General features: G+C 68.0%; 25 protein-coding genes. 6 read left to right on the top strand and 19 right to left on the bottom strand.

Translation table 11 applies throughout. The features are described 5' to 3' along the window. Positions 1 to 111: 111 nt before the first annotated feature. Complete coding sequence (locus tag C5B85_RS09855; RefSeq protein ID WP_104285863.1) at positions 112 to 387, top strand: hypothetical protein; 276 nt, start codon at positions 112 to 114, stop codon at positions 385 to 387. A 97-nt stretch (positions 388 to 484) separates the two neighbouring features. Here the strand turns inward: C5B85_RS09855 and C5B85_RS09850 are convergent, their stop codons facing one another. The 3 genes from C5B85_RS09850 to C5B85_RS09840 are packed head-to-tail and all read right to left on the bottom strand — an operon-like array spanning position 485 to position 2,491. After that, positions 485 to 1,540, bottom strand: coding sequence for a UDP-N-acetylmuramate dehydrogenase (locus tag C5B85_RS09850; protein ID WP_104285862.1), 1,056 nt, complete (start codon positions 1,538 to 1,540; stop codon positions 485 to 487). Then, positions 1,537 to 2,028, bottom strand: coding sequence for a MaoC/PaaZ C-terminal domain-containing protein (locus C5B85_RS09845; RefSeq protein WP_104285861.1), 492 nt, complete (start codon positions 2,026 to 2,028; stop codon positions 1,537 to 1,539). The genes C5B85_RS09850 and C5B85_RS09845 overlap by 4 nt, the downstream gene beginning before the upstream one ends. Positions 2,029 to 2,032: 4 nt before the next feature. Then, entirely contained in the window at positions 2,033 to 2,491 is a 459-nt protein-coding gene (locus C5B85_RS09840) for a MaoC family dehydratase N-terminal domain-containing protein (RefSeq protein ID WP_104285860.1), read from the bottom strand. Between the two features lie 238 nt (positions 2,492 to 2,729). On the opposite strand from C5B85_RS09840, the gene C5B85_RS09835 reads away from it, so the two are divergent. Both C5B85_RS09835 and C5B85_RS09830 read left to right on the top strand, forming a co-directional pair. Beyond that, on the top strand, positions 2,730 to 3,950 hold the full coding sequence (locus C5B85_RS09835) for a glycerate kinase (protein WP_104285859.1): 1,221 nt from the start codon (positions 2,730 to 2,732) through the stop codon (positions 3,948 to 3,950). Beyond that, on the top strand, positions 3,947 to 5,515 hold the full coding sequence (locus tag C5B85_RS09830; protein ID WP_104285858.1) for an SLC13 family permease: 1,569 nt from the start codon (positions 3,947 to 3,949) through the stop codon (positions 5,513 to 5,515). The genes C5B85_RS09835 and C5B85_RS09830 overlap by 4 nt, the downstream gene beginning before the upstream one ends. A gap of 31 nt (positions 5,516 to 5,546) precedes the next feature. On the opposite strand, the gene C5B85_RS09825 is transcribed toward C5B85_RS09830, so the two are convergent. Then, positions 5,547 to 6,437, bottom strand: coding sequence for a class II glutamine amidotransferase (locus tag C5B85_RS09825; protein ID WP_181064377.1), 891 nt, complete (start codon positions 6,435 to 6,437; stop codon positions 5,547 to 5,549). A gap of 383 nt (positions 6,438 to 6,820) precedes the next feature. Here C5B85_RS09825 and C5B85_RS09820 point away from each other — a divergent pair, with 383 nt between their 5' ends. Then, the gene (locus tag C5B85_RS09820) at positions 6,821 to 7,756 is read left to right on the top strand and encodes an ABC transporter ATP-binding protein (protein WP_181064376.1); all 936 of its coding nucleotides are present in this window, start codon (positions 6,821 to 6,823) and stop codon (positions 7,754 to 7,756) included. After that, positions 7,753 to 8,820, top strand: a complete 1,068-nt coding sequence (locus C5B85_RS09815) for an ABC transporter permease (RefSeq protein WP_104285856.1) — start codon at positions 7,753 to 7,755, stop codon at positions 8,818 to 8,820. Before C5B85_RS09820 ends, C5B85_RS09815 begins: the two co-directional genes overlap by 4 nt. Before the next feature lie 144 nt (positions 8,821 to 8,964). On the opposite strand, the gene C5B85_RS09810 is transcribed toward C5B85_RS09815, so the two are convergent. Together C5B85_RS09810 and C5B85_RS09805 are read right to left on the bottom strand one after the other, a co-directional pair. Continuing rightward, a complete protein-coding gene (locus tag C5B85_RS09810) occupies positions 8,965 to 11,205 on the bottom strand; it encodes a chorismate-binding protein (protein WP_181064375.1) in 2,241 nt (746 codons plus the stop codon). After that, positions 11,202 to 12,113 (bottom strand): aminotransferase class IV, encoded by a 912-nt coding sequence (locus C5B85_RS09805; protein WP_104285986.1) that lies wholly within the window; start codon positions 12,111 to 12,113, stop codon positions 11,202 to 11,204. Before C5B85_RS09805 ends, C5B85_RS09810 begins: the two co-directional genes overlap by 4 nt. Before the next feature lie 87 nt (positions 12,114 to 12,200). Between C5B85_RS09805 and C5B85_RS09800 the strand changes: the two genes are divergently transcribed. Continuing rightward, complete coding sequence (locus tag C5B85_RS09800) at positions 12,201 to 12,623, top strand: low molecular weight phosphatase family protein (protein ID WP_104285854.1); 423 nt, start codon at positions 12,201 to 12,203, stop codon at positions 12,621 to 12,623. 61 nt (positions 12,624 to 12,684) lie between these two features. On the opposite strand, the gene C5B85_RS09795 is transcribed toward C5B85_RS09800, so the two are convergent. The 13 genes from C5B85_RS09795 to C5B85_RS09735 form a co-directional block, all read right to left on the bottom strand. Next, positions 12,685 to 14,154 (bottom strand): glycoside hydrolase family 32 protein, encoded by a 1,470-nt coding sequence (locus C5B85_RS09795; RefSeq protein ID WP_104285853.1) that lies wholly within the window; start codon positions 14,152 to 14,154, stop codon positions 12,685 to 12,687. Further along, on the bottom strand, positions 14,124 to 15,143 hold the full coding sequence (locus C5B85_RS09790) for a LacI family DNA-binding transcriptional regulator (protein WP_104285852.1): 1,020 nt from the start codon (positions 15,141 to 15,143) through the stop codon (positions 14,124 to 14,126). Before C5B85_RS09790 ends, C5B85_RS09795 begins: the two co-directional genes overlap by 31 nt. After that, positions 15,140 to 16,066, bottom strand: a complete 927-nt coding sequence (locus C5B85_RS09785; RefSeq protein ID WP_104285851.1) for a carbohydrate ABC transporter permease — start codon at positions 16,064 to 16,066, stop codon at positions 15,140 to 15,142. Before C5B85_RS09785 ends, C5B85_RS09790 begins: the two co-directional genes overlap by 4 nt. Then, positions 16,063 to 16,944: a carbohydrate ABC transporter permease gene (locus C5B85_RS09780; protein ID WP_104285850.1), complete on the bottom strand. Its 882-nt coding sequence runs from the start codon at positions 16,942 to 16,944 to the stop codon at positions 16,063 to 16,065. Before C5B85_RS09780 ends, C5B85_RS09785 begins: the two co-directional genes overlap by 4 nt. 61 nt (positions 16,945 to 17,005) lie before the next feature. Continuing rightward, entirely contained in the window at positions 17,006 to 18,343 is a 1,338-nt protein-coding gene (locus tag C5B85_RS09775) for an ABC transporter substrate-binding protein (protein ID WP_104285849.1), read from the bottom strand. Positions 18,344 to 18,384: 41 nt separating this feature from the next. Further along, entirely contained in the window at positions 18,385 to 19,866 is a 1,482-nt protein-coding gene (locus tag C5B85_RS09770) for a family 43 glycosylhydrolase (protein WP_104285848.1), read from the bottom strand. A gap of 210 nt (positions 19,867 to 20,076) precedes the next feature. After that, positions 20,077 to 20,709 carry a riboflavin synthase gene (locus C5B85_RS09765; RefSeq protein WP_104285985.1) on the bottom strand — a complete coding sequence of 211 codons (633 nt, stop codon included), beginning with the start codon at positions 20,707 to 20,709 and terminating at the stop codon, positions 20,077 to 20,079. A 2-nt stretch (positions 20,710 to 20,711) separates the two neighbouring features. Continuing rightward, positions 20,712 to 21,236 carry a 6,7-dimethyl-8-ribityllumazine synthase gene (gene ribH, locus C5B85_RS09760; RefSeq protein ID WP_104285847.1) on the bottom strand — a complete coding sequence of 175 codons (525 nt, stop codon included), beginning with the start codon at positions 21,234 to 21,236 and terminating at the stop codon, positions 20,712 to 20,714. After that, the gene (gene ribB, locus C5B85_RS09755) at positions 21,233 to 21,925 is read right to left on the bottom strand and encodes a 3,4-dihydroxy-2-butanone-4-phosphate synthase (protein WP_104285846.1); all 693 of its coding nucleotides are present in this window, start codon (positions 21,923 to 21,925) and stop codon (positions 21,233 to 21,235) included. The genes ribH and ribB overlap by 4 nt, the downstream gene beginning before the upstream one ends. Then, positions 21,922 to 23,028, bottom strand: a complete 1,107-nt coding sequence (gene ribD / locus C5B85_RS09750) for a bifunctional diaminohydroxyphosphoribosylaminopyrimidine deaminase/5-amino-6-(5-phosphoribosylamino)uracil reductase RibD (RefSeq protein ID WP_258070705.1) — start codon at positions 23,026 to 23,028, stop codon at positions 21,922 to 21,924. The genes ribB and ribD overlap by 4 nt, the downstream gene beginning before the upstream one ends. A gap of 339 nt (positions 23,029 to 23,367) precedes the next feature. Further along, the gene (locus tag C5B85_RS09745) at positions 23,368 to 24,147 is read right to left on the bottom strand and encodes a PIG-L family deacetylase (protein ID WP_104285844.1); all 780 of its coding nucleotides are present in this window, start codon (positions 24,145 to 24,147) and stop codon (positions 23,368 to 23,370) included. Next, positions 24,140 to 25,402, bottom strand: a complete 1,263-nt coding sequence (locus C5B85_RS09740) for a glycosyltransferase (RefSeq protein WP_104285843.1) — start codon at positions 25,400 to 25,402, stop codon at positions 24,140 to 24,142. Before C5B85_RS09740 ends, C5B85_RS09745 begins: the two co-directional genes overlap by 8 nt. A gap of 87 nt (positions 25,403 to 25,489) precedes the next feature. After that, the gene (locus C5B85_RS09735) at positions 25,490 to 25,963 is read right to left on the bottom strand and encodes a hypothetical protein (RefSeq protein WP_104285842.1); all 474 of its coding nucleotides are present in this window, start codon (positions 25,961 to 25,963) and stop codon (positions 25,490 to 25,492) included. Between the last annotated feature and the right edge of the window lie 140 nt (positions 25,964 to 26,103).

Genomic DNA, 26,103 nt, shown 5'->3' with positions numbered 1-26,103 from the left:
CCGTCGCTTCCGTCGACTGCACGGCAGTCACGTTTCTCGCGCTGCGTTTCCGCGGCCCCGCTCCACCGAGCGCCTCCTTTTTGCATGCCTTCTGCAGGAGAAACACCTCTCATGAATCACGTCCTGACCACCGTCACCACCTCGAACCCGAGCAGCGTGCTCGTCACCATCACGCCCACTTCCGCGGCACCCGAAGCGGGGAAGCCGTCGATGCTGCACCGTGTCGAGCTGCGCGTCGCGCTGTGGCTGCTCTTGCGCAACGCTCGGCGTCAAGAAATCGCTCTCGACCACGCTGAGCGGGGTCGCCGCCGCGCGAACAGCGCGGCGCGAGCCCGCCGCGAGCATGAGGCGCTCCGCGCCTGGTGCACACAGTCCATGCATTACTAGGACGGCGGGCCCTGCCAGGACACCGGCACACCAACACGGAAGCCCCGAAGCGCGTGCAGCGCTTCGGGGCTTCCGCCTCACCTGGTGTCTTGCGTCCTCAGAGCGTCAGCCCGACGAGCACGGGCTCGTTGACGAGTCGAACGCCGTATTCGGCTTCGACGCGGGCGCGCGCGAAGCGGGCGAGCTCGACGATCTCCTCGGCCGCAGCTCCCCCGCGGTTCGTGATGGCGAGCGTGTGTTTCGACGAGATGGCGGCGTTCGAGCCGGGCAACGAGTAGCCCTTCTTCACGCCGGCGTGGTCGATGAGCCAGGCGGCGCTCAGCTTGACGAGCGGCGAACCGTCTTCGTCCTTGCCCGCCTCGAATTTCGGCATCTCCGGCAGCTCGCTCGCGAACGACGAACGCACGACGGGGTTCATGAAGAACGAGCCGGACGACACGGAATCTTGGTCGTGCGCATCCAGCACCATGCCCTTCGAGGCACGGAGGCGGATGACGGCGTCGCGCACGACGTGCACGGGCATCCGCTCGCCGAGGGGCACGCCAAGGGCGCGCGCAAGCTGGTCGTACTTCACAGGTTCGCTCTGGCCTTCCGGCATCTCGACGAGGTCGAGTTCCACGCGTGTGACTATGCCGCGCAGCTCGCCGCGCTTGATGGTGGACGTGCGGTAGCCGAGACCGAGGTCGGCGGCGCTGATCCAGCGCACGTCGTCGAGGTCGGCGTCGTAGAACTCGATGCGGGCAAGCACGTCGGCCAGCTCTTGCCCGTACGCGCCGATGTTCTGCACGGGCGTCGCGCCAACCGAGCCTGGAATGCCCGCGAGGGCCTCGATGCCGCTCCAATTGCGGGCGACCGCGTAGTCGACCAACGCGCTCCACGATTCGCCCGCGTCGATGCGGACACGAGCCTGGCCGACCTTGTCGACGGGCCCGTCGAGCTGGTGGATGCCCTTGGTCACGACGTGCAGGACCGGCTCGTCGATGCGGTCGTCGGTGGCGATCGTGTTCGACCCGCCTCCCAGCACCAGGGGCTGCTCGTGGTTCGCGAACAGTTCCTCGGCGGCCGCCACGAGCTCATCGCGGGTGGCTGGCGCGACGAGGTTCGCCGCCTCGCCACCAACCTGCGTGGTCGTCAACTCGGAGAGCCTCGTCACGCGGTGGCCTCTGCGGGCAGAGCGGCGGGGACCTCGCCGCGAAAGTCGGCGCGCACCTGGGACTTCGCGAGCACGGTCTGGCCGCCGTAAGAGACGACAAGGTCGATGCGTCCGACGCCGTCCTCCCCTGCGAGCTGACCGATCTTCGCGACGATCAATACCTCGGCACCGTCCTGCGGGTCGACGACAACGGGGCGAGTGAACCGCACCTGATAGTCGACAACCCGGCCGGGGTCGCCGAGGGCGTCGACAACCGGCTGCAGGGCGACACCCATCGTGAGCATCCCGTGCGCGAGAACCCCGGGAAGCCCGACGGACTCAGCGACGTCGTCGCGGTAGTGGATGGGGTTGAAGTCTCCGGACGCACCGGCGTAGCGAACGAGGTTGTCACGCGTGAGCGTGACCGTGCGCTCGGCGATGACGGTGCCGGCCTCAAGGCCGGTGAAGTCGGGGCGCGGCAGCACGGCAGCGGCGATCGTGTCAGTCATGCGATTACTCGCTCTCACTTGGCGTTGCACGGACAACGAGGGTGGCCGACGCGGTGACGACCTGCTCGCCCGCCGCATCCGTCAGCACCGTCTCGGCGCTGATCATCGAGTTGCCGCCGAGTGACTTGACGCTCTTCACCTCGAGGGAGGCGCGCAGCTCGTCACCAGCGACGATGGGGCGCACGTACGTGAACCGCTCGTCGCCGTGCACGATGTGCGAGAGCTCGATCTGCGCCTCAGGATCGGAGAGCAACAGCTGCAGCCCCGCATCCTGCAGCACGGCAGGGAACGTGGCGGGCGCGACGAGGTCGGCGTAGCCTGCTGCCTTCGCCGCGGCCACGTCGAAGTGCGTCGGGTGCGAGGCCAGCACGGCCTTCGCGAACGAGCGGATGTGCTCTCGGCCCACGAGGTACGGCTCGGGGAGCTCGTACCGGCGGCCGGCAAGTTCAGGGTTCACAGACACGGCCGCCAGTCTACGTGGCGGCAGATCGAAGTCTCAGGATGGGTTCCTCACCTCGGGATGGCTTGCAAGCCATTGAGGTGAGGAAGCCATCCCGAAACGCGACCGCCCACGCCGCGCGAAACGGGCTCGTGCCGTGAGACTCTCCTCATGAACAAGCCATGAACGGGTCATGAACGCCGATCACAGTCGAACTCATGCCGCGGCGATTGGCGCTGCGGCCTCGAGGAGGTCGGCGAACATGACACAGGTTCCAGGGCGCATTCTGGTGGCTCCAAGCGGTTTCAAGGAGAGCCTTTCAGCAGAGCAGGTCGCCGACGCCATCGCGTCCGGCGTGCGCCGCGTGCTGCCGGGTGCGGTGATCGACCGCGTGCCGGTCGTCGACGGCGGCGAGGGGTCAGCGCGGACGCTCGCGGCCGCCACGGGTGGGCGTCTCGTCGAGCGCACGGTCACGGGGCCCGTCGGGCTCCCGGTGACGGCCGTCCTCGCGCTCCTCGGCGGTGACGCGAAGGGCACGGCCGTCGTCGAGATGGCCGAGGCGGCAGGCCTGCGCCTCGTCCCCGCCGAGCTCCGCGACCCGGGCGCCACGACGACCTACGGCGTCGGAGAGCTCATCCGAGCCGCCCTTGACGAGGGCGCGAAGCGCATCCTCGTGGGCTGCGGCGACTCAGGCACCTGCGACGGCGGAGCAGGTGCCCTGCAGGCGTTGGGCGCGCGCATCACAGACTCTTCTGGCAAAGAGATCGGGGATGGTGGCAACGCCCTCGCCGATGTCGCGGCGCTGGACCTCTCGGGGCTCGACGGGCGGCTCTCCGGCGTTGACATCTTCGTCGCGTGCAACCCGCACAACGTCCTCACGGGCCCTCGCGGTGTAGCCCGCGTATTCGGCCCGCAGAAGGGCGCGACGCCCGAGCAAGTCGATGTGCTCAACGCAGCGCTCGAGCGCTGGGCCGGCGTGCTGAGCCGGGACGGGGTGCAGCCAAAGTCTTACGACCTCGCCACCGGCAGCTGCACCGGTGCCTCCGGTGGCCTCGGCGCAGGGCTGGCGGGTGGCCTCGGCGCCCGCCTCATGCCCCGCTTCGAAGTCATGCTCGACCACGTCGACCTCGACGCGCTTGTCAGGCTCGCCGACCTCGTCATCACGGCCGAGGGGTCCATCGACGAGCAGACGCCGCACGGCAAGGTGCCCGCCGAGGTCGCGCGCCGCGCAAAGGAGCAGGGGAAGCCGGTGTTCGCGCTCGCCGGAACCATCGGCCGTCATGCGCGGGACGTGCACGACATCGGCATCGACGCGATCGTCTCGATCGTGCCGCTGCCCTTGACCCTCGAGGAGTCCATCGCTCGTTCGCCGCAGCTGCTCGCCGACGCCGCCGAGCGGTCGATGCGGCTCATGATGATCGGCTGCCACCTCGGGCAAGTCGAGCATCCCGAGCCAGCGCCGCTGCTGAGGAGCGTGTCGTGAGCACGCGGGGCGCAGCCGATCAGAAGCAACAGCTTGAGGCCCTGCAGAAGATCCAGGCACTGCAGGAGCTCGAGGCCCCGTGCGGCACCGAGCAGCCCAAGCCCAAGCCCAGACCCAAGCCCATACGCTCGCCGTTCTCCTCCTGCGCACTGCTTGGAGCCTTGACTCGTCTGTCCGTCCGAGCGCGCATGGCCATTGCCCTGATCTCGGTCATCGGCACCGTGGTCTGCCTGCCCGGAGATCTGCCGGCGGAGGTGCGGCTGGCGCTGTTCGCGTTCGCCGCAGCCACGGTGCTGTGGACGCTGACGGATCTCGAACCCGGCTACGTCGCCCTCGGCGCGGGCCTGCTGGTGTGCATTCCGACTGGGCGCCAGGAGGAGTTCTTCTCAGCGCTCGGCAACGACGTCGTGTGGCTCATCATCGGGGCGTTCATCATCGGCGGGGCCACGGCGGGCTCCGGGCTCGCCGCTCGCCTGACGGGCGCGATCATCGGGCGGGCGCGGTCCGTCCGGGGCCTCATGTGGCTGGTGACGGCCGCCGTCGTGCCGCTCTCGTTCCTCGTGCCGTCCACATCCGGTCGCGCGGCCGTGCTCCTGCCCGTCTATCGCTCGCTGACGGACCGGCTGGGCGACGCTCGGATCGCGAAGGCCCTCGGCCTGCTGATGCCCACGGTTGTTCTCGTCTCGACAACCGCGACGCTCGTCGGCGCCACCTCCCACCTCGTCGCCGTCGACCTCCTGCAGCAGACGAGCGGCGACACCATCTCCTACCTGCAGTGGGCACTGTGGGGCGCGCCCTTCGGCATCGCCGCGAGCGTCGTCGTGTGCCTGGCCGTGCAGGTCCTGTTCCTCCGTCGAGAGGAGCGGCGACGGCCGATCATGCAGCCGACGGCACCCGCCACGACTGGCCGCTCTCCGCTCACGCGTGCCGAGCGGACTGTCTCTGCCGTTGTCGCGCTGGCGCTGGTGGGCTGGCTGACGGAGCCACTGCACGGGTTGGGAATCGCTGCTGTCACGATCATCGCCGCGGTGGTGCTCTGCCTCCCGGGCATCGGAGTGATGAAGTGGAAGGAAGGGGTTGCCTCGGTGTCCTGGCCGCTTGTGCTGTTTGTCGCCGGGGCGCTTGCACTCGGCAGCGCGCTCGTCGAGACGGGGGCAGGCGACTGGATCGTGTCGAGCCTCTTCGCCCTGAGCGGCGTCGCGGGGCTCACCTCTGCCCTGGCACTCGTGGTCATCATCGCTGCGCTTTCGGTCACCGCGCACCTCTATGTCACGTCGCACACAGTGCGGGCGATCGCACTCATTCCGCCGTTCCTCGCGCTCGCCGCGACGGCTGACCTTTCACCGGTCGCCGTGGCGTTCATCGTGAGCATCGGACTCGACTACTGCCTCACCCTGCCGGTGAGCTCGAAGGCGCTGCTCGTGTTCACCGATGCGGACGGTAACGGCCAGGGACTCGATCCGCGCGACCTGCTCCGGCTCTCGCTTGTGCTGCTCCCGGCCTACATCGGCCTCATGGTCGTCACCTACGAGCTCTGGTGGAAGCACACGGGCCTGGCCCTCTAGGCCGAAGCTCCGCGCATCCTCGTCGCGCGACTCAGACAGCGACGAGGTGCGGCTGAGCAGATGCGGTGGCCGCGGCTGCTCCTGAGCCCGAGGCGCGCGCCTCTGCTGCGCTCGAGAAGAGCGCGCGCTGCGTGAAGTCGAGCGAGTCGAGGTCGACGCGCGAGATGGTGTCCTCGGGAACCGAAGTCCAGCCAGCGGTGTCGATGCCGGTCGAAGAGAAGACGGTGGTGCCATCGGCCGCGCGGAGCATGCTCAGCCGGTAGTACTCATCAGTGTGCCCGTTCGGCAGGGTGGATGCGTCGATGCCGTAGCGCGCGAACGTCTCCTCGGTGACGTGCGCCGTGCTGGAAGCGTGCACAACAACAAGCTCGTCGGCGGAGAGGATGGTCGCGTTGAGGCTCGACTCGGGGAACTCCGCGCGCAGCACGCGCACGGCGGCCGCCGCCGCGTCTTCGAGGGAGAGGCCGTCGCGCACGTTCTGGCGCACGAGGCCGAAGTACAGCTCGCTGTCGGTGTCGCCAGCGACGGTCGCGCGGATCTCCGGGCGGAGGAGGTCGTCGAAGCGCCACGTCGGAACGATCGAGCCGTTGTGCGCGAAAGCGAGACCGTCGGCCACGAACGGGTGCGTGTTGACCTTGGTGCGCTTGAAATCGTCAGTCGCGAGGCGCAGGTGCACGATGCGCGCGTTGGAGGGCGCGTCCGCGAGCAACGTCGACAGCAGCGGGTCGTTCTGACCCGGCGTCGAGACTCGCAGCGACTCGATCTCGCGCTCGGTCTCGCCGAAGCCAGCCGCGAGCCAAGCCGTGCCCCAGCCGTCGTTGTGCACGCTCGTCATGCGCTGGAAGGCGTCGCTGTTCATGTCTCCGATCACCTTCGTGACGGTGGTGTCACGTGGGGCTGCGTAAGCGAGCAGACGGCACATGTGCGAACTCCTTCCAGGTTGTCGAGCTTGCTGTCGGATGTTGTTCGGAGCCGAGCGGCTCACGAGCATCTGACCATCCTGTGACAGTCGCGTCACGGGGTCCACCTTCGCGACGCTGTGTGACGGACGATTGCGGTGGCCTACGGCGCTCAGTGATTGGCGCTGATAGCTCGGCTCCCGGTACTCGGCGCTCGGCGCTCGGCGCTCGGGCTCAACCTACGGGCTCGCCTCCGCGCGGTTGGCGCTGCGGGCTCTGTCCAACATGAGTGCGATTTCGGGCGATATCGGGCTCCAGGCATCGAAACGGGCGGATATTGCACTGAAGTTGGACACACGCGGCGCCTCCCAGCGTCGCGACGCGTCGGCTCGCTACGTTGGGGCGCATGCCAGAACGCGGAATCTCAGAGCGCGGGATCATCGTCGAGAACGTCAGGCGCTCCTTCGGCGCAGCGCACGCGGTCCGAGATGTGAGTTTCGCCGCTCGCGCCGGCGCGGTCACGGGCCTCGTCGGCCCCAACGGCTCTGGCAAGACGACGCTGCTGCTGATGCTCGCCTCGCTGCTTCAACCGGATGCCGGCACCATCCGCATCCACGGACTCGACCCGTCGACATCGACGGCGGAGGTCCGGGCGCAGCTGGGGTGGATGCCAGACTCGCTCGGTGCGTGGCCGTCCCTGTCGGTGCACGACACCCTCGTGACGACCGCCCGCCTCTACGACCTGCCGCGCGCCGCGGCGGACGCGCGCGCGGCCGAATTGCTCGCAAGAGTCGGCCTCATGGAGCTCGCGAAGACGCCGGCGCGCGTGCTGTCACGCGGCCAGAAGCAGCTCCTCGGCCTCGCCCGCGCGCTTGTCCACAACCCGAGCGTGCTGCTCCTCGACGAGCCGGCATCCGGTCTGGATGCTCGTGCCCGCGTCGGCCTGCGCGAGCACCTGCGGGAGCTTGCGGCGGCCGGGTGCACGATCCTCATCTCGAGCCACGTGCTCTCGGAGCTCGACGAGATCGTCGACGACGCCGTCTTCATCGAGGCGGGCGTCACGGTGCGCGCCGACCGGCTGGCGCAGGCGTCGGCGCGTGAACGGCAGTGGCGGGTTCGGGTGCTGACGGAAGGCATCGGGTCCGACCGGCTTGCTGAAGTCCTTGGCGCAGCCCCGAGCATCCGTGTCGAACGAACGGGCTTCCTCGTGCCGTTCCCCTCGGATGCCGCTGCCGCTGCCGGGCTGCGGACGATTCTCACGGCCGGCATCGACGTTGCCGAGTTCGCGCCGGCCCTCGGCGATATCGAGCACACGTACCTCGACCTCGGAGACCAGTCATGAGCCCCGCCCGCATCACGACGCTCGTCAATCTGGAACTGCGCCAGCGTCTCCGCAACGTCGCCTGGTACGTGCTCCTCGGCATTTTCGCCGTGCTGCTCCTCGGTATGACCGTGCTCTCTCTGGCGGTTTTCGGCGACCTGCAGCAGTCGGGGTCGTGGATGTACTCGATCATCGTGTACTTCGTGCTGCTGCTTGCCCTGCTGGTTTCGCCGACGCTCAGCGGCAACGCGATCAACGGCGACCGGGACGCGGCGACGCTCGCGCCCATCCAGGTGACCCTCGCGACGACGGCCGAGATCGTGGCCGCGAAGTTCGTTGCGGCCTGGATCACGGGCCTCGCGTTTCTCATCGTCGCGGCCCCCTTCCTGATCTTCGCCGGGGTAGTCGGTGCGGTTGCGCCGATCCAGGTGCTCGTGTCGTTGCTGGTGCTGCTCGTGGAGGTCGGCGTCGTCGCCGCCATCGGGGTGGGCTTCAGCGGCATCCTCGCGCGGCCCCTCTTCTCTGTTGCGGCGAGCTACCTCACGATCGCGGCACTGACCGTGGGCACGGGCATCGCGTTCGGCCTCGGTGGTGCGGCGGTGACGGCCGAGGTGACGAACGTGTCCCGCTACCCGGTCTACGAGGAGCTCGCGCCGAACGAGGAGTTCGACGAGAACAACTTCACGTGCGGTCCCTGGGAGACGTACACGTACGACGTGCCCCGCTACGACCTGGTCTGGGGAGTGCTGGCCGCGAACCCGTTCGCGGTGCTCACGGATGCCACCCCGGTTTCCTTCGGCGAGTTCGGTCAGCCTGACGACTTCTTCGCGGGAGCGAAGCTCCTGCTCCGGCAGTCGCAGCTCGCCCCGGACATGGGCGAGCAGCGCTACGACGGCTGCGCCGACCCGAACGGCATGAATTATGTCGAAGGGCCGACGCCCGACGACCTCATGACCTCGACAGCGCCCAGCTGGTTTGTTGGCCTCGCGCTGCAGCTGGTGCTCGCCGGCGGTCTGCTTGTGGGCGCGTGGGCGCGCACGAGGACACCCGCGAAGCGTCTCCCGCCGGGCACGCGGGTCGCCTGACGAGGCGACGGTCACCCTCGCGCGGCTCGCGCGTGCCCGTGCGGGCTATTCGTGGGCGTGCTGGGTTTTTTCCCACCACCGTCTGCAGAAACCCCGCACGCGCATCCGAGAGACCCCTGAGCTCTGCGGGAACCCCGCACGTGCTCAGCCCCGCGCGGCCCTCGCGAAGGCGCGCCGTAGGGCGCTTGCTTTCAGTTCGACTTCGAGGGTCTCGCCTTCCGGATCGCTCGCCAGAACGATCGCGCCACCTGCCCCGATGGACCAGCCGCGCGCATCTCGGACTGCGGTGCGGATGACGATGCCCAGTTCCGTCGAACCGTCCGCGCCGAGCACGCCGAGGGCGCCAGAGTAGACGCCGCGGTCGCGGTCCTCGATGTCGCGCAGCAACTCGACGCTGCGCAGCTTGGGCGCACCCGTCATGGACCCGCCTGGGAACAGCGCCCGCACGACGTCGAGCGGCGGGGTGCCCGGGGCTGAACCGCGCACGGTGGTGACGAGCTGGTGCACGGTCGCGAACGACTCGACAGCCATGAGGCTCGGGACGTGCACAGAACCTGGCGTGCAGACGCGGCCCAGGTCGTTGCGCAGCAGGTCGACGATCATGAGGTTCTCGGCGAAAACCTTCGGGTCGTTCGCGAGCTCACGCGCGGCAGCCGCGTCGACGAGCGGGTCGGATGCGCGAGCCGCCGTGCCCTTGATGGGCTTGGTCTCGTAGTCGCCGCCTGTTGTGCCGCGCAGGAATCGCTCCGGAGAGGCGCTCACGACGGCACCACCATCGAACTCGAGCAGCGCCGCGTATGGTGCGGGATCGGTGGCGCGCAGTTCGAGGAACAGGTCGAGCGGGTCAGGATCTGCGTCGGTGTCTGGCCTGAACTCGTTGGTGAGGCACAGCTCGTACGAGTCGCCGGCGAGCAGGTGCTCGCGGCATCGTGCGATGTCGGCGGCATACTGCACCCTCGTGGTGTGCCAGGTTCCCTCGACGAGGGCATCGCGATCGCCGGGGCGGGCGGATGGGCTGGTCGCGTCGAGCGCGCCGCCGGTTGTGGTGCTGGGCTCTGTTCTGGGCGCAGTGCTGGGCTCGGTTTGAGGCGTGGTGCTGGGCTCGGCGTCGAGCGCGCCGCGAACCTCGTCAGAGAAGAGCTGCGCCGCGGCCTCCGCGAGCGCCCGGGTGGACGCGGTCGCGATGACGGTGACGGTGCCGGTCGCGCGGTCGACGAGTACTGCGCGCCGCGGGTCGAGCCACCAGGCGTCCGGAAGCCGGGGCTCTGCTTGATCGGGCTGCCGTGGCCTGACACCCAGCATTTGCACCCCGAGCTCGTAGCCGAAGTAGCCGAGCAAGCCGCCTCGGAACGCGAGCCCCTCTCCACCGACAGGGTGCATCCCTTCGAGAGCCCGCTGCACTGCCTCGAAGCTGCCTTCGCCGCAGAGCCGCACCACGCGCGCGGGTTCGCTGGCGGTGCGAGTGTGGGAGTTCATACCGGTGATCGGGGCGTCGTCGGCGAGGATGCTCCACCGCGCCAGCCTGCCCGTCTCGTCCGGCACATCCACCCAGACACTCGCTGACGAGTTTCGGAGCACGTCGCGGTAGATGTACGTCGCGGCGGTCTCGGCGGCCGACCGTCCGTCGGCTTGCGGCCCGCGCGCGACCCGGCTCGCGACGAAGAGCTCGCTGACGTCAGACAGCGCGGAGGTTTCGCCGCCCGAGGTCGCGACCGCACCCGAGACGACGCCATCGGGGTCCCGCGAAACCCGGTCGACGGGATCCGCAAGGTCGAGCCCCATCGCATCCACCGCCGCCACGAAGTTCGCGACCATCTGCCGTCCGTGTTCGCTTGCGATGGACTCAGGGTGGAACTGCACTCCCCACACGGGCCTTCCCACGACTTCGAGCCCCTGCACGACCCCGTCTTCGCTGCGGGCGGTCACGCGCAGGCCCGCGGGCAGCGGCTCGCGGACGGCAAGCGAGTGATAGCGGGTGACGAGCGTACCCTGCGGGATCCCGGCGAAGGGGCCCGTGCCGTCGTGTTCGAGCGGCGAGCGCCAACCGTGCCTCGCTTCGGGGGCGGCGACGACCTCGCCGCCGAACGCAAGGGCGATGCCTTGGTGCCCGAGGCACACCCCGAAGACGGGCAGGTTCGATCCTGGCGCGAGGGCAGCATCCAGCACGGCGGCCGAGCCCTCGAAGTCGGCAGCGTTGGCCGGATGCCCGGGGCCGGGCGAGATGACAACGCCCGAGACGAGGCCGGCGGAGATCCAGCCGAGGCAGGCCTTGATCGCGGCCGGATCGCCGGCGTCCACGACCCGCACGTCGCGGTCGCTGTGCTCGAGCAGCAGCTGCACGAGGTTGTAGGTGTAGGAGTCGCGGTTGTCGACGACGACGATCACGCGGAGCGCCCGTCGGGGAGCGGCCCATCGAGCAGCGGCACTGAGCTGGCTTCTTCGAGACGTGGCCGCCACCGGCGCACGCGTGCGACGTCGAGGCCGAGGCGCGTCCCGTCGAGCATGGCCACGGGGCTGATGCCGTGGAGCGTGTTGAGGTACCAGAGCTCGTCCCAGCCACGGCCCGCGGATGCGGCCAGTGGATCGGCGAGCAGGTCGCCCTCCACGCGAGGCACGCCAGCCATGGCGAACAGCTTCTCGAGCACGCCCAGCGTGGTTCCCGGCACGCGCCGGTGCGCCTTGGGCACAACCAGCGTCTCGCCGAGCCAGCCGACGACGGTGCCGTGGGCTGCCTCGTTGATCATGCCGTGCTCGTCGACGAGGAGGGCGTCTGCGGCGCCCTCGTCGGCGACGCTCACACGAAGCTCCGACAGGTACGGGAAGTCCGGTCCCTTGATGGTCGGCCACCGGCGTTCGTCGAGGCGCGTCGCGAGCTTCGTAAGGGGCCTCGCCTCGGGGGCGGGACGGAGGTTGAGCTCGACAATCACTCGGCCGCCATCGAGGCGCGCCGTGAGCCGCGGGAACCACGACTCGGCGAGGGGCACGCTCTCGGAAACGTCGGCCCAGATGCGTGACCACTCTGCTTCGACAGGATTGGCCCCGGCGGGGCTCCCAGTCCAGAGCACAGGCCGTACCGTCGCGGAGTCCCCGAAGAGCTCACCGACGGAGCGCTCGAAGCGCTCCCGATGGGCGGCGTGCGCGATGACTCGGCCTGAGTCGACGCGCCACGACTCGACGACGCTCACGGCCGTGCTCACGGCAGAATCCTGGGCCGAGTTCTGGGCCGCGTTCTGGTGCGTGTTGTCGTCTCCCGCGGCATCATCGTCGCGTTCTGCTGCACCTTGACCCTGCATCGCCCCATTCTGCCTCAGGTGCCGGCAACACCACCCTCGCCGGCAAACAAACGCCTCCGCGTTACCCGCGTGGCGGAGAATGCTGCTATGAGCGCCTCAAGCACCCCAACGAACGTCGTCTTCGTCTGCAAGAAGAACGGCGGGAAGTCGCAGCTGGCCGCCGCCCTGATGCGTGCACTCGGCGACGGTTCCGTGCAAGTCACCTCCGCCGGGACCACGCCGGGCGGCGCGCTCAACGTCGAGTCAGTCGAGTCGCTCGCCGAGCTCGGGATCGACGTCGGCGATGAGCACCCGAAGCCGCTCACGCCCGCGATGCTCGACAGCGCCGACCTGATCGTCGTGCTTGGCGACGAGGCGCAGCTTCCGGACGGCGTGACCGTCCCCGTTGAGCGATGGATCACGGACGAGCCCTCGGAGCGCGGCATCGCCGGTATGGAGCGGATGCGGCTCGTGCGCGACGACATCCGCGCCCGCGTCGCGGAGCTGCACACGCGGCTCCGCGACGCGTGAAAGGGTCGCCTTCCGACCCCGAGGCGAGGCTGCGCCATCCAGTATCGCGACGCAGGGAGTCTCAGCGCTGGCTCTCTCCAGCGAGGTCTCCAACGGCCACCGTGATGAGCGCAGGCCGATCTGTTGTGATCGAGGCGCTCACTGCCCCTCCACCCAACAGGACGAGGTGCGACGCCACCTGCTCACCACCGTTTGCGAACACCTCGAGGAGTGGTCCGTCGAGGCAGATAAGAAGGCGCACCGGCGCTGAAGGATCCAGCGGCATGGAGATCAGCGACGGGAAGTCAGGGTGCACAGCCTCGGACGCTCGCCCACCTCGCCTGATGGTGAGCTCACCCGAGTTGGTGTCGTGTGTCACCTCAACGAAGTCGCTTTGGCCGCGCAGCACCAACTTCGCGTTCCCGGTCACGCGCGGGTCCCAAGCGAGGTCGATGACGGAGTGGACGCTCAGGTTCCACGAAGCGCCGCCGGCCGGGACGGGCGCGCTGCTCACGTCCGACCGCAGCAGCGCCTCGTCAAGCCCCAGCGGGCGCTGAACCAACTGCGCCCGCCCACCCAGCTCCCGAAGCGAAAGCTCTCGGGGCAGAGACATGGCTCCGCGCCACGGTGCCGACGGGATCTGGTCGGCGTACTGCCAGTTGCTCATCCAGCCGAGCATGATGGGTGCGTCGCTCGGCGCATCAGCGAAGGTGACGCCGGCGTAGAAGTCACGCCCGTGGTCGAGTCGCCGAAGACCTGGGGCTTCCGCCGTGAACGTGTGCCCGTCGAAGTCACCGACCACGTAGCTCATCGACGATCCCTCCCTGTCCGCTTCATCACCGACGGGGTTGGTGCTCAGGGTCAGCACCCAGCGGGCACGTTCCGGGTCTTCGTCGAGCGGGAGCCGAACAAGATCTGGGCATTCCCACACGACGCCGACCGGGCCGGTCGGTCCGAACGAGCTCAGGTAGTCCCAGGTCTCGAGGTCGTCTGAGCCATAGAACAGCACCTGACGGTCTTCGGCTTCGACGGCGAGGAGAATCCACCGTTCGCGCCCCTCGGGATCAGCGCACCTGATGACCTTCGGGTCCCGGAAGTTCGATGTGCCTCTGTCGAGAATCGGGTTGTGCGGACTCCGCGTCCACGTCATGCCTCCGTCTGAACTCGTGGCCTCGGACTGAGCCTGCTTGCCGTTGGAGTACGCGCTCGTGTAGATCGCCCGCAATCGGTCGTGCTCGCTGGTCTGGTCGTGCACGATCGACCCCGAGTAGATCTGCTCGGTTGGGCTGTAGCGAAGGGCAACGGGATGCTCTGTCCAGGAGAGGAGATCGCTGCTGCTCGCGTGGCCCCAGCTCATGTTCCCCCATTCGTTGCCTTCCGGGTTGAATTGGAAGTAGACATGCCAGCGGCCCTGGTGGTGGATGAGCCCATTCGGGTCGTTCATCCAGTGGCGTTCAGGGGCGAAGTGGATGATCGGCCGCGGCACACGGAGCTCAGCTGTGTGGTGCAGGCTGCCCGCCATCAGACGGAGCTCCGCGCGATAGGCGGGCATTCGATCAACTGCGGATCGTTCTCCGTGGAGCGCTCGAGCCCGAGAAGCAGACGCACACCCTGCGCTCCAAGCTCGTAGTGCGGGAGCGCAACCGTCGAGAGCGGTGGCCGCAGGTGGGCGGCGATCACGTCCTGGTTATCGAAGCCCATGACGGCGACATCCTCGGGGATCCGCAGGCCGCGTTCGCGGAGCCCGTCGTAGAGGCCCATCGCGACGCGGTCGTTGTGACAGAACACGGCGGTGGCTTCAGCGCGCAGCACCCCATCGGTACTCGCGTAGCCGCCTTCTTGCTGCGGGGCGGCGGGGAACACCAGAGAGTCATCAAACGGGATCCCTGCGGCTTCAAGTGCTGCCCGGTACCCTTCGAGGCGACCGGACTGCGCGGGAGATTCTGTCGTCGTGTTGATAAACGCGATGCGTTGATGGCCTGCGGCAAGCAGCGCCGCAGTTGCGGCCTGGCCGCCTTGGTGCTCGTCTGGGACGACCGCGGGGTAGTCGCCTTCAAGGGCGTAACAGTTCACGAGCACGGTGTCGGTCTGCTTGAGGCTCTCAGGAGGCGTGATTCCGCGGTGATACCAAGTGGAGTAGAGGATGCCGTGCACCTGGTGCTCGAGCATCATGGCGATCGCCTCGCTCTCCGCCGCCGCGTTGCTCTCCGTGTTGGCTACGAGCAGGATGTAGCCGTGTTTCCAGGCTTCATCCTGCGCTCCGTGGATGATCTGACCGGCAAACGGGGTCGTCGCGATGGCATCGGCGACCAGCCCGATGAAACGAGACGTGCCCTGCGAGAGTGTCTTGGCAAGTGCGTTCGGACGGTATCCGAGGTCAGCGACGACCTGCTGCACACGGCGGCGAGCATCCTCGCCGATGCGTGCGCCCTTCTTGTTGTTGACGACATGGGAAACCGTGGCGACGGACACTCCCGCCGCCTTGGCAACCTCGCGCATCGTCACTGGAGGGCCGTTTTTCTGGTGTTCGGACGAGTTCATCCCTTGGTCGCTCCGCTCTCGAGGCCACTGATCATTGCCTTGTTGAGGACAAGGAAAACGAGCAGCAGCGGCGTCACGGTGACGCAGACGGCAGCGAACGTCGCTGTCCAGTCCGTGTTGCCCATCGCGCCGATGTAGTTCTGCAATCCGAGTGGGATCGTCTTGAGCCCATCGGAGAGCACAAACGTATTCGCAAAGATGAAGTCGTTCCAAATGAAGATGCTGTTCACGAGGACAACCGTGATGATCGTGTTCACGGAAAGCGGGAACGTGATCTGGGTGAAGATCCGGTACGGGCCCGCCCCGTCGAGGGACGCCGCCTCGTACATCTCGCGCGGAATGTACTCGTAGAACGAAGAGAACAAGTAGACGGCCATCGGCATCGCGAAGGCAGCGAGAGGAATGATCATCGACAGGTGAGTGTCGAGCAACCCGATCTGCGAGTAGTCGATGAACAGGGGCACAAGTGCAATCTGCACGGGCACGATGATGCCAAGCAGGAAGAGCCCTCGCACGAGGCCGCTGAGTCTGAACCCGAGCACCTGGAGAGCAAACGCGGCCATCATTCCTGCGATGACAATGAGCGCACTCGAGCCGAGCGTGACGATGAAGCTATTGGCGATGTTGAGCCAGAGGTTGCCGGTCGCGAACGCTCGTGAGTAGTTCTCGAGCGTGAACTCGGCCGGAAGCGCGAAGGGATTGCCGCCGGCGAAATCTGCAGCGGTGCGGAAGCTCGTCACAAAGAGCCAAGCCAGTGGATACACCTGCGCGAGCACAACGAGTACGACGGTCACGGTGAGGAGCGTCCGTTGGACCCGGACTCGGGGCGGTCGGGGTGAACGGGCACGCCGCAGCTGTGGTGTTGGCGCTGGCTCGGGTTCGAGCGGCGACGTGGCGGGGGCAAGAACGGGTGTCGCGGTCATGAGGCGTCCTTTCTACGAAGAAGCAGGAAGATGAGGCCAACAGCCACAAGGCACTCAACGACGATGAACACGGAGATTGCACTGGCGTAGCCGTAGTCGGTATGCACAAAAGCTGTCTTGTACATGTACGTGGTCAGGAGCTCCGAGGACTGTCCTGGCCCACCGTTGGTCAGCAGGTACGGGATGTCGAAGCCACGCAGCGCGAAAGTGGTCGCCATGATCGTGGTTGTGATCCAGACGGGGCGAATGTAAGGGAATCTGATCCGCCAGAAGATCTGCCACCAAGATGCCCCGTCGAGACGAGCAGCCTCTTCCAGCTCTTTCGGGACCGCGATGAGCGCTGCGTAGATGATGAGCATGTAGAGGCCCGTGAACCTCCACCCTTCTGGGATGGAGACGGCAAGGAGCACAGTCTGCACGTTGGAGAGCCAGGCAGTCTGCCAAGCACCGAGTCCAACCCATTCGAGAATCTGGTTGATCAGCCCGACGGGTTCCAGCGAGTAGATGCGCTGGAAGAGGAACGCGATCGCCACCGTTGAGATGACAGCGGGCAGCAGGTACAGCGTCTTCACGAGCTCGCGCGCTCTTGGCATCGCGGTGAGGAGCCCCGCGACGGCGAGTGCTCCACCCAGTTGCAGCACAAGGCAGATAGCCAGGTAGCCGAGCGCGTTCACAAACGACGTCCAGAAGACGTCATCGCGTGTGAACATCTTCACGTAGTTGTCGAGGCCGATGAAGACCATGTCCGTGATGCCGTCCCAGCGGTAGAAGCTCAGGAACAGCGACTGCACGATCGGCAACAGCACCGCGGCACTGTAGAGGAGCAGTGGCGGGAGGAGGAAGACCAGCACCGAGCGACGAGATCGGAGCGGGAGCATCGACGCAAACTGCTTCTTCGGACGACGCGGGCGCGAGTCGTGATTCTCCGTGGGGGCTGCGTTACTCAACGCGGTTCTCCGAGATTGCGGCGTCCATGGTCTCCACGAACTGGTCGGGTGTGATGTCTCCCTGCACGAGCAAGGTCAGTTCCTGTTGGAGGCGAGTGTTGGTGGCGGGGTCGAGCTGGGTGTCCCACGGCATGGCAATCGCTGTTCCAGTGTCGTCGGCCTGGGAAACCGCCTGCTCGTACAGCGGGGTTGCACTGTCAGGGATGACGGTTGCTGCAGAGATTGTCGGAGAAATCGCACCCGTTGCGGCGTAGAGCGTCGGGTATCGCTCGAGCGCGAACGCGAGGAAGTCGCGGACCAGTGGGTCGTAGGTCTTCGTGTTGACGGCCATCCCGATACCCGACGGGGTGACGTACTCGTTGTCGGCATTGACCGCTCCGTCAGTGGTCGGGAGGGTGAAGTAGCTGACGTCGTCGCGCACGCCGGCGTCGAGCGCTTCGGTCGCCAGGTTCCCCAGCTCCCACGTGCCGATGTTGTAGACGGCGGCTTTGCCCGAGGTGAAGAGTGCCTGCGCGTCTGCGTAGCCGGTGGAGGAGAAGCCTTCTTGGAAGCAGCCGGCTTGTCCGAGCGACGACAGCCATTCGGCGGCAGCGCGCCCGGCTGGGTCGGAGAAGGACGCCTCGCCGTTCTTCAGGTCCTGCACGTATTGGGGCCCGACCATGCGGAACGGGTAGTACGCCATGTACCGTTCGAGCGGCCACTGATCCTGCCCGTTGAGGGCGATCGGTGTGATCCCTGCTGCTCGAAGGCCCTCGCACATCTTCGGGAAATCATCGAGCGTTGCGGGCACCTGCACGCCTGCCTCGTCCAGGAGCGCCTGGTTGTACCAGAAGAACTCCAGCTGGAATTCGAACGGCACCATGTGGAGCGAACCGTCGTCGAACCGTTGGTAGTTGAGCGCTGTCTCACGATAATCGTCGGCAAGCCCGAGGTCCTCGAGGAGCGCGTCGATGTCGAGCATCCGCCCCTGGTCGGCGAGCTTCTGAGCGAACGGTGTTGCATCCGTGTCGAAGAGCTCAGGGAGTTGATTGGCCGCGGCCAGCGTCTCGTACTTCTGGATGTAGGAAGGACGGTCGGGGGTGGTGATCAGGTTGAGCGCGAAGCCAGGATGCTCCGCGGCATACTCTTCGGCGATCTGCTGCATGGCCGTGATGACACCGCCGTCAGCTGGCCTGGACAGGAGCCACGAGATCTCCCTGGCGACGACCTCTCCCTCCGGATTCACGTTGCTCGGGTCGACGCTCTTGGCACCACCTGCGCAGGCCGTGAGCGCAAGCAGTGTCGCCGCGACGGTCGCGACGATGGCGGTCTTTCTGGGTGTTCTGAACATGATCGAGATCTCCGTTGATTGATCGGGACAGCGAGTGAGGGTCAGTTCGCCGAGGTGACGAGCTGCTGGTGGTGTGGGGGAAGCGAATGGGGTGCCGGGTCGCGCGTCTGGACGATGAAGCTGTCGAGGGTTGCGGCGCCCTCACCGACGAAGACGCCGAGCCGACCGGCGGGCAAGTCGTACAGTCGAGTGCTCAGGACCACGGCGTTGTCGACAGTCGCGACGCAGAGTTCACCGTCGAGGATCACCTCGATCTCATGCAGGCCCGCGTCGAGTTGGCAGGGCCGTTCAAGCTCGACGACGTGGGGAACATCCCCTGAGATCTGCCACTGCTCGGTACCGGTGGATGCGCGCGGCCAACGATCGAAGACGAGGCGATTGCGCTTCGGTTCGAGTCGCAGGCGGTACCCCGTGTTGCCATCTGCGCTCGCCCGCAGGAGAACGCCGCATTCAGTGGCGTCCTCCTTGATGTGGAAGCGCGCACGCACGCGGACGGAGCTCGGTGCGTCGCGGTCCGTGAGCGCTTCGGCGTATCCGCCAGCTGAGGTCAGCGCAGCCCCTGGTGTGATGCCGTCGATGCCGACGGACGTGTCGAACGTTTCTCGGAGTTCGTCTGCCGGATGGAACGCCAGGGTCCCATCGGGCTGCTGCTCCGCTTCGAGTACGGCCATGGTGCCTGCCCACTGCCAGGCGCCGTCGTCGTGCGCGCCCTCCCGTGTTGCGATCCAGCCGAAGAAGAACCGCCGGCCTTCTCGTTCTGCGGATTTCGCCGCGTAGTAGGCCCGCCCGTCGATGGTGTCGTGCTGTGGGACATGCCAGGGGCCCTCGAGGCTGCGCGACATTCGGTAGCGGGTGGTGAAGGCGTCGCTGAACTCCGAGTAGACGAGGTACCACCAGTTGCCCCATTTGAAGACCTCTGGACATTCGTGCGCGACGTACTGCCGCGGGTCCCAGAACGGAGCGGCAGCGCGCCAAGTCGTGAGATCTTCCGAGGTGCACTGCGCGATGACGCCACGGCGTCGGTCGGGTCCCTGCGCGTGACGAGCGGTGATGAGCATGCGCCAGAGCTGCTGATCTGCGTCCCAGAACACGAACGGATCGCGCCAGTCGCCGGTTTCGTAGCCGGATGTTGCACCGAAGGTGTGCGCGGGGTGTCGTTCCCAGGTGAGCATGCCGTCGCTGCTTGTTGCGTGCATGACTACCTGGAGCGCCCGACCGTCCCGGCCGACGATGGCTGGGTTTTGGCCCGTGTAGAACGCGTGGTGGAGACCGTTCTGGTCAAGCACGATGCTGCCCGTGTAGACGTTGAAATCGGCGGCCTCTGCGCCACTTGACGCGAGTGCAACTCCGGTTTCGGAGAAGTCGACGACGTTGTCCGTCTCGATGCGATGCCAAGGCATGCCAGCCTTCGGCTCTTCGCGAGTCTCGTGGAGGTAGAAAAGGTGAAAGCGTCCGTCTTCCTGCCACGGGATCACGTCGCCCACCCAAGCGTCGTTTGGCTTGTAGAACCCTCGTTGGTTCATGACACCTCATTGGTCGTGGTTAATCGGTTACGCAGACTATAACCACACGACCGCCCGATGATCAAGCGGTTAATCACGATTGCGACAGATCAGACCAAACTCCCCGACCAGCCGGCACCAGCCCCGTCCCGGGCAGACAGGGCAGGCAGGGCAGGGCAGGCGGAGTGAGGACCTCACACCACCTGCCCTGCGATCGCGGCGGTCGCGACTTCAGCCCACCGCCCCGGGGAAGCTCGCGAGCCTCGCCACGTGCCGCGCGAGGATGTCGGTCTCGACGTTGACGCGGTCCCCCACGCTGAGCGAGCCGAGCGTCGTCGCGCCGAGCGTCTCGGGGATGAGCGACACCTCGAACCAGTCGCCGTCACCGGGATTCCCACTCGTTCCCGCCGACCCGACGGCGCTCACCGTCAGCGAGACCCCGGACACCGCCACGGAGCCCTTGTCGACGAGCAGCCGGGCGTGCGCCGGGTCGAGCGCGAAGCGAATGCGTCGCCAGGCGTCGAAGCGCTCGACCTCCAGCACCTGGCTGCTCGTGTCGACGTGCCCCTGAACGATGTGCCCGCCGAGCCGGTCGCCGAGGCGCATGGCGCGCTCGAGGTTCACCGCGTCCCCCTCTGACCTGTCGCCGAGGGTGGAGGCGCGCAGGGTCTCCCCCATGACGTCGGCCGTGAAACCGTCGTCGAGCAGCGCCGCGACGGTGAGGCACACGCCGTCGACGGAGACGGAATCGCCGACCTGGGCGTCGCTCACGCTCAGCGGCCCGCGCACCGTGAGGCGCGCATCCGTGTCGTGCCGGACGATGCGCGTGATCAGCCCGAGCTCCTCGATGATGCCGGTGAACACCGTCACTCACCGGCCTTCGCGGAAACCGACACCGAGGCCCCTGCCGACGCCGACGCCGACGCGATGTCGCGCAGGACAGCGGCCGTGGCGATCGCCGCGAGCGCCGCATCCGCGCCCTTGTCTTCGAAGCTGTCGGGCAGGCCTATGCGCGCCAGCACCTGCTCCTCGTCGTCACAGGTCAGCACGCCGAAGCCGACCGGGATGCCGGTGCGCACGGCGACGTCGGTGAGGCCGTTCGTGGCGGCCGAGCAGACGTACTCGAAGTGCGGGGTGCCGCCGCGGATGACGACGCCGAGGGCGACGATCGCATCCGGCTTGCTGGCCGCGATTCGGCTCGCTGCGACGGGCAGCTCGAACGAGCCTGGAACCCGCACAACCCGCACGTCGGTGACGCCGGATGCCGACAGGGCCCGGTAGGCGCCGTCGAGGAGCGCCGCCATGGCCGTCGCGTGCCACGTGGCAGCGACGATCACAACCCGCATCCCCGTGCCGTCTGCCTGCACCGTCGGTGCTCCCTGTCCGCTCATCGCTGTGCTCCTCTGGTCAGCGCCTCTGCGGCGCGTGTGCTGCTGTGGTGGTGGTTCTGTGTTGTGGCCGTCGCCGGGAATCCAGGGAACTCCACGCGGAAGCTGACGATGTCGTCGACGTGCAGCAGCACGAGGTCGTGTGCCAGCGCGAGCTCACCCGCCTCGGCGTACGAGAGCATCTCGCCGTCGTCGCGGACGAGCTCGGCGATGACCCCGACCTCGCCTGCACCGGCGAGGCGCACGAGGTCGACGGCGGCTTCCGTGTGGCCGGGCCGCTCGAGCACGCCGCCGTCGACGGCCCGCAGCGGCAGCACGTGGCCGGGGCGGATGAGGTCGCGCGGCGAAGCGTCCGCCGATGCGAGTGCCCTGACCGTCGTGGCGCGGTCGCTCGCGGAGATGCCCGTCGTCACCCCGACCGCCGCGTCGACGGTGACCGTGTAGGCGGTGCCACGTGCATCCTCGCTGCGTTCGACCATGAGCGGCAGTTCGAGCCGATCGGCGAGCGGCGCCGGCAGCGGCGCGCACAGGAGGCCGGATGAGTGGCGGATGATCCACCCCATCCACTCGGGTGTGGCTGTGTTGGCGGCGAGGATCGCGTCGACCTCGTTCTCGCGCGATGCGGCGTCGGCGACGAGCACGGGGCGTCCGGCTTGAAGCGCCTCGAGCGCGCGGGCGAACCGGTGGCTCATGCTGCGACTCCCTCGGCGTCGGCAGCACGACTGGGCGTGCTTTCTGCTTGCGGTTCCCGAACCAGGTGGATGAGCGTGTCCACGCCCAGCGGATGCACCGACTCTGTGGCCCACCGGTTCGCGTCGCGAAGACTCCCGATGTCGAGCGACGCGACGGAACTCGCGCCGTCGCCCAACAGGATCGGCGCGAGGTACGCGTCAATCTCGTCGACAAGCCCCGCACGGAGGAACGCGGCCGCGATAGTGGGACCACCCTCGACGATGACGTGGCGCACGCCTCTCGCCCGAAGCTCTTCGAGCGCAGCGACCGCGTCGTGTGTCCGCAAGTGCACGAACAGCTCGGGCTGGGCACGCACGGCGGCGTCGGCCGCGACAGCCCGCAACCCCATGACCACCCGGAGCGGCTGCGAGGCGACTTCGGCCGCGGGAGCCCGAACGGAGAGCGACGGGTTGTCGGCGCGCTGCGTGCCCGTTCCGACAAGGATCGCGCAGGCCTCGGCCCGTCGCTGATGCGCATGCGCCCTCGCGGCGTCCGAGGTGATCCACTTGCTCGACCCGTCCGCCGCAGCAACTCGACCATCGAGCGTGGAGGCGAGCTTGAGCGTCACGAACGGCCGGCGCTCGGTGACACCGGTAAGCCAGACACGCAGGAGCGCCTCGCCTTCGGACCTCCGGAGGCCTTCGAGCACGCGAACCCCCTGTGCGCGGAGCCGCGCCGCTCCCCCGGAGGCAACCGGGTTCGGGTCCGCGACCGCGAACACGACTTCCGCGACTCCGGCCTCGAGAAGCGCGTTGGCGCACGACGGCGTCAGGCCGGTGTGGGCGCAGGGTTCGAGGGTGACGACGGCGGTCGCGCCCCGCGCATCCGCCCCGGCAGACCGTGCGTCGTCGAGCGCGGCCGCCTCGGCGTGCGGGCTCCCGGCCCCGCGGTGGAAGCCGCGGCCCAGGATGCGGCGCGGCCAACCGCCAGAAGAGGGTGGTGCGAGGAGCACGCATCCGACCTGTGGATTGGGATCTCGGACGGGGCCTCTGGCCGCGAGGGAGAGCGCCAGTTGCATGGCGGCGTCGACAGAGTCGACGCGGTTGAGTTCTTGGATCGGCATCGCCGGTGACCTCCGCATATTGCGTGCCACGGGGCCATGTCCCGGTGCCAGCGCAGCCGGAGATTCCGGCAGCCGACGCCAACGAGGGCCCTCGCCGAAACGAGCGCCTCCCATGCACCTACCATCCGGACTTTAACCGTCGGTCCCGCCTCTGCCCCTGAAGAAAAGGGCCGCTGGATCAACCGCTCGCGGACGAGCGGGTCGCGGACTTTCACCGCCGGTTCGGACTTTCACCGACCCCGGAGCATGTTGCACGGCGAGCCTAGGCGAGCCGACCGCTGAAAGACAGAGTGTGACGCCAGGCAACCGGGGCCCGCCTGCCGCGACGAGTGAACGCGGCTACGCGACCACTTCCCGCAGGCCGATCGCGACGTGCACGTCCTGCCGCTGCCCGCCGGAGTGCACAAGCCCGGCACCGTCGTCGTCGACGGTGAGCTGCGTGCGGTGGCTGCGCAGGGCCGCGACGACCGCGCCACGGTGCTGCTCGAGCTCGAACCATTCGAGGTCGCCGATCTCGGCGGCGAGACCACGCTCGCTCTGCTCGACGAGCTCCGCGAACCGCACGCCGGCCGCCCGCGCGGCGGCGAGGCTCGCCTCCCGGGCCCGCACATGATCTGGGTGCCCGTAGCCGCCCGTCGCGTCGTAGCTGATGACCACGTCCGGCACATCGTGCGCGATCGCGGCCGCGAAGTCGGCCGTGACCTCTTCGAGCGGGGCGACGCTGAACGCACGCAGCTCGGTTTCGTCGGCGGGGCCCGCAAGCCCTGGCCGCAGCCAGCGCATCCCCGAGTCCCGGTAGTCGCGGGCCTCGAGGCCCGCGGCCCGTGCGGGCGGCGTTCCGAGCCACCTGTGCTGGTCGATGCCAAGCGCATCGAGGGACCCGCGCAGCTCGCGCTCGCGCACGTCTGCGAGCTCCGCGACCGACGTGTCGGCGGGAAGGACGCCCGCCACGATCTCACCGAGCTCACCCCGCGTGCAGGTCACGAGCGTCACCTTGGCGCCGCGCTCGTGCAACTCGCGAAGCAAAGCGCCGCCCGCGAGGGCTTCGTCGTCGGGATGCGCGTGCACGATGAGGACGTGGCGCACGGAGTCGAGCAGGCTCGCACGCCGCTCAGGCATGTGTCAGTCCCGGCTCTGCACGGGCGACCAGCTGGCGGAATACGGTCAGGAGCCCTTCGGCGCTGAGGTCCCAGGAGTGGGCAAGCGCGTGCTCGCGTGCGGCGACACTCAGGCGTTCGGCGAGGGCCGGATCGCGCAGAATGCCCGCGATGGCGCCGGCCCAGGCCGCGGGGTCGCGGCTTTCGAGCAGCGTGCCGGTGACGCCGTCGACGACGGCCTCGCGGAGCCCGCCGGCCGCGGCGGCGACAACCGGTATCCCGGAGGCGGCGGCTTCCAGGGCAACCAGCCCGTAGGTCTCCGAGTGCGAGGGGATCAGCACGATGTCGACGAGCCGGAGCTGCGCCGCGAGGGCCTGCCTGCTGAGAGAACCGATGTACTGCACGTGCTCGGCGAGCCCGTGGCGTTCGACGGCCTCGTGCAGCTGGGCCTCATAGGCGCGGCCGTCCTCGTCGGGCGGGGCGGCCCCCACGAGCACGTAGTCGGGGCGCACGTCGTCGTCGATCTCGGCGATCGCGTCGAGGGCCAGATCGAAGCCCTTGAGCGGATGCAGGCGCCCGGCCGACAGGGCACGTGTCGGTCGCGGCTCGCGCGCGGCCGGCTCGGCGCGGGCGTCCCAGGCGGGGAAGAAGAGGTCGGCGTCGACGCCGGGCGGCACGATGTGGGTGATCGCCGGGTTGCCACCGAGACGCGTGAGGACGGTATCCCGCTCGGCCTGGCTCACGACGACGATGGCGTCGACCGACTTCGCGAGCATCGCCTCGCCCGCGAGGCGGCCCGGCGACTCGGCGCGTTCCCCGTCGGCGAGCGGAGTGGAGCTGTCGGCAGCGATGGAGTGGAAGCTCTGCACGATCGGGATCCCCAATTCGAGGGCGACGGGGAGCGACGCGACGCCGGAGAACCAGTGCTGGGCGTGCAGCAGGTCGACGGGCAGCTCACTCAGGAGGGCGGCAAGCGCATCCTGGAACTCCTGGATGACGTGCTCGTGCTCGCCCTTAGCAATGAGACGCGCGGGACCGGCGTCGAGGTTGTGGAGGCGGAGGTTTTCGCCGAGCTGCACGGTGGGCGCCGAGTCGGGGTCGCTGCGCCTCGTGATGAGCTCGACCTGGTGTCCGTGGGCCGCGAGCGCCTCTGCCTGGGCCAGCACGACGACGTTCATACCTCCCGCATCCTTCGTGCCGGGCTCGTCGAGGGGGGAGGTGTGGAGCACGACAAACGCGATGCGGAGGGGGCGCTCGTCGGGGAGGACATCAGGCATGCCTCCGACCGTAGGCGTCGCGGCCCCGCTTCGCCATTCGGGATGCTTCGCGTTACGAGGTACCGGCCGTCGTGGCTCTGGCGGCGTTCAGAGGTGCAGGCAGCGGCACACGGCGTGGCAGCCGTCGAAGGACCTGCCGCGTGCGTTCCGGAGCACGTCGATGGCCGGCGGCGAAAGCTGGCGGCGCACTGCCTCGCGCAGCAGATCGTCTCCTGAGGCCGGATACTCGATCTCCCACAGCAGTTCGCGGATTTCGCTGCGCAGGGGCGCCTCCAAGAACGACTCTCGGATGTCGATGATCCCGGCGAGTGCAGTCTCGGATGTCGAGCTAGCGGCGGCTGGACGCTGGTTGGCTTTCATGAGGACCTCCTTGTCCGTCAGATTCCAGGGTCCCGTATCCAGGTCACGGGCGGCAGTGCTAGCACGATTCGAGGGAACGTGGTAATGGATCCAGTATCGAGCTCGCTTGGCGAGCTGCCAGGCGGCGCAGCTCGCGACGCACGCCCAGAGCACCGCGGACTGGATGAGGATCACGACCCCCGCCAATTCAAGAACCGTCATCGATCACCACCTCCTCGGACTCGGCACCCAGCGAACCTAGAGGGGGACGGAGGAACCTGAAACGGCTTGCGCCAGCGTTGCCGTGCCGCTAGCGATCGCGACGGGTCGCCGACCGCCGACCGCCTGGGTGCCCACCGCCC

Origin of the sequence: Pseudoclavibacter sp. AY1F1 (assembly GCF_002931075.1) — a bacterium.
Classification (GTDB): domain Bacteria; phylum Actinomycetota; class Actinomycetes; order Actinomycetales; family Microbacteriaceae; genus Pseudoclavibacter.
Note: the sequence above shows the minus strand (reverse complement) of the source record. Positions and strands in the feature narration are given on the sequence as shown.

Bases quoted from the DNA above. Each gene is read 5' to 3' on its own strand.
- C5B85_RS09795 (WP_104285853.1), bottom strand. From the start codon at position 14,154: ATGCCCGCCTATCGCGCGGAGCTCCGTCTGATGGCGGGCAGCCTGCAC.
- C5B85_RS09815 (WP_104285856.1), top strand. From the start codon at position 7,753: ATGAGCCCCGCCCGCATCACGACGCTCGTCAATCTGGAACTGCGCCAG.
- C5B85_RS09825 (WP_181064377.1), bottom strand. From the start codon at position 6,437: ATGTGCCGTCTGCTCGCTTACGCAGCCCCACGTGACACCACCGTCACG.
- C5B85_RS09845 (WP_104285861.1), bottom strand. From the start codon at position 2,028: ATGACTGACACGATCGCCGCTGCCGTGCTGCCGCGCCCCGACTTCACC.
- C5B85_RS09745 (WP_104285844.1), bottom strand. From the start codon at position 24,147: ATGCCTGAGCGGCGTGCGAGCCTGCTCGACTCCGTGCGCCACGTCCTC.
- C5B85_RS09800 (WP_104285854.1), top strand. From the start codon at position 12,201: ATGAGCGCCTCAAGCACCCCAACGAACGTCGTCTTCGTCTGCAAGAAG.
- C5B85_RS09805 (WP_104285986.1), bottom strand. From the start codon at position 12,113: ATGCAGGGTCAAGGTGCAGCAGAACGCGACGATGATGCCGCGGGAGAC.
- C5B85_RS09835 (WP_104285859.1), top strand. From the start codon at position 2,730: ATGACACAGGTTCCAGGGCGCATTCTGGTGGCTCCAAGCGGTTTCAAG.
- C5B85_RS09790 (WP_104285852.1), bottom strand. From the start codon at position 15,143: ATGAACTCGTCCGAACACCAGAAAAACGGCCCTCCAGTGACGATGCGC.
- C5B85_RS09735 (WP_104285842.1), bottom strand. From the start codon at position 25,963: ATGACGGTTCTTGAATTGGCGGGGGTCGTGATCCTCATCCAGTCCGCG.
- C5B85_RS09855 (WP_104285863.1), top strand. From the start codon at position 112: ATGAATCACGTCCTGACCACCGTCACCACCTCGAACCCGAGCAGCGTG.
- C5B85_RS09740 (WP_104285843.1), bottom strand. From the start codon at position 25,402: ATGCCTGATGTCCTCCCCGACGAGCGCCCCCTCCGCATCGCGTTTGTC.
- C5B85_RS09785 (WP_104285851.1), bottom strand. From the start codon at position 16,066: ATGACCGCGACACCCGTTCTTGCCCCCGCCACGTCGCCGCTCGAACCC.
- ribD (WP_258070705.1), bottom strand. From the start codon at position 23,028: ATGCCGATCCAAGAACTCAACCGCGTCGACTCTGTCGACGCCGCCATG.
- ribB (WP_104285846.1), bottom strand. From the start codon at position 21,925: ATGAGCCACCGGTTCGCCCGCGCGCTCGAGGCGCTTCAAGCCGGACGC.
- ribH (WP_104285847.1), bottom strand. From the start codon at position 21,236: ATGAGCGGACAGGGAGCACCGACGGTGCAGGCAGACGGCACGGGGATG.
- C5B85_RS09780 (WP_104285850.1), bottom strand. From the start codon at position 16,944: ATGCTCCCGCTCCGATCTCGTCGCTCGGTGCTGGTCTTCCTCCTCCCG.
- C5B85_RS09775 (WP_104285849.1), bottom strand. From the start codon at position 18,343: ATGTTCAGAACACCCAGAAAGACCGCCATCGTCGCGACCGTCGCGGCG.
- C5B85_RS09770 (WP_104285848.1), bottom strand. From the start codon at position 19,866: ATGAACCAACGAGGGTTCTACAAGCCAAACGACGCTTGGGTGGGCGAC.
- C5B85_RS09820 (WP_181064376.1), top strand. From the start codon at position 6,821: ATGCCAGAACGCGGAATCTCAGAGCGCGGGATCATCGTCGAGAACGTC.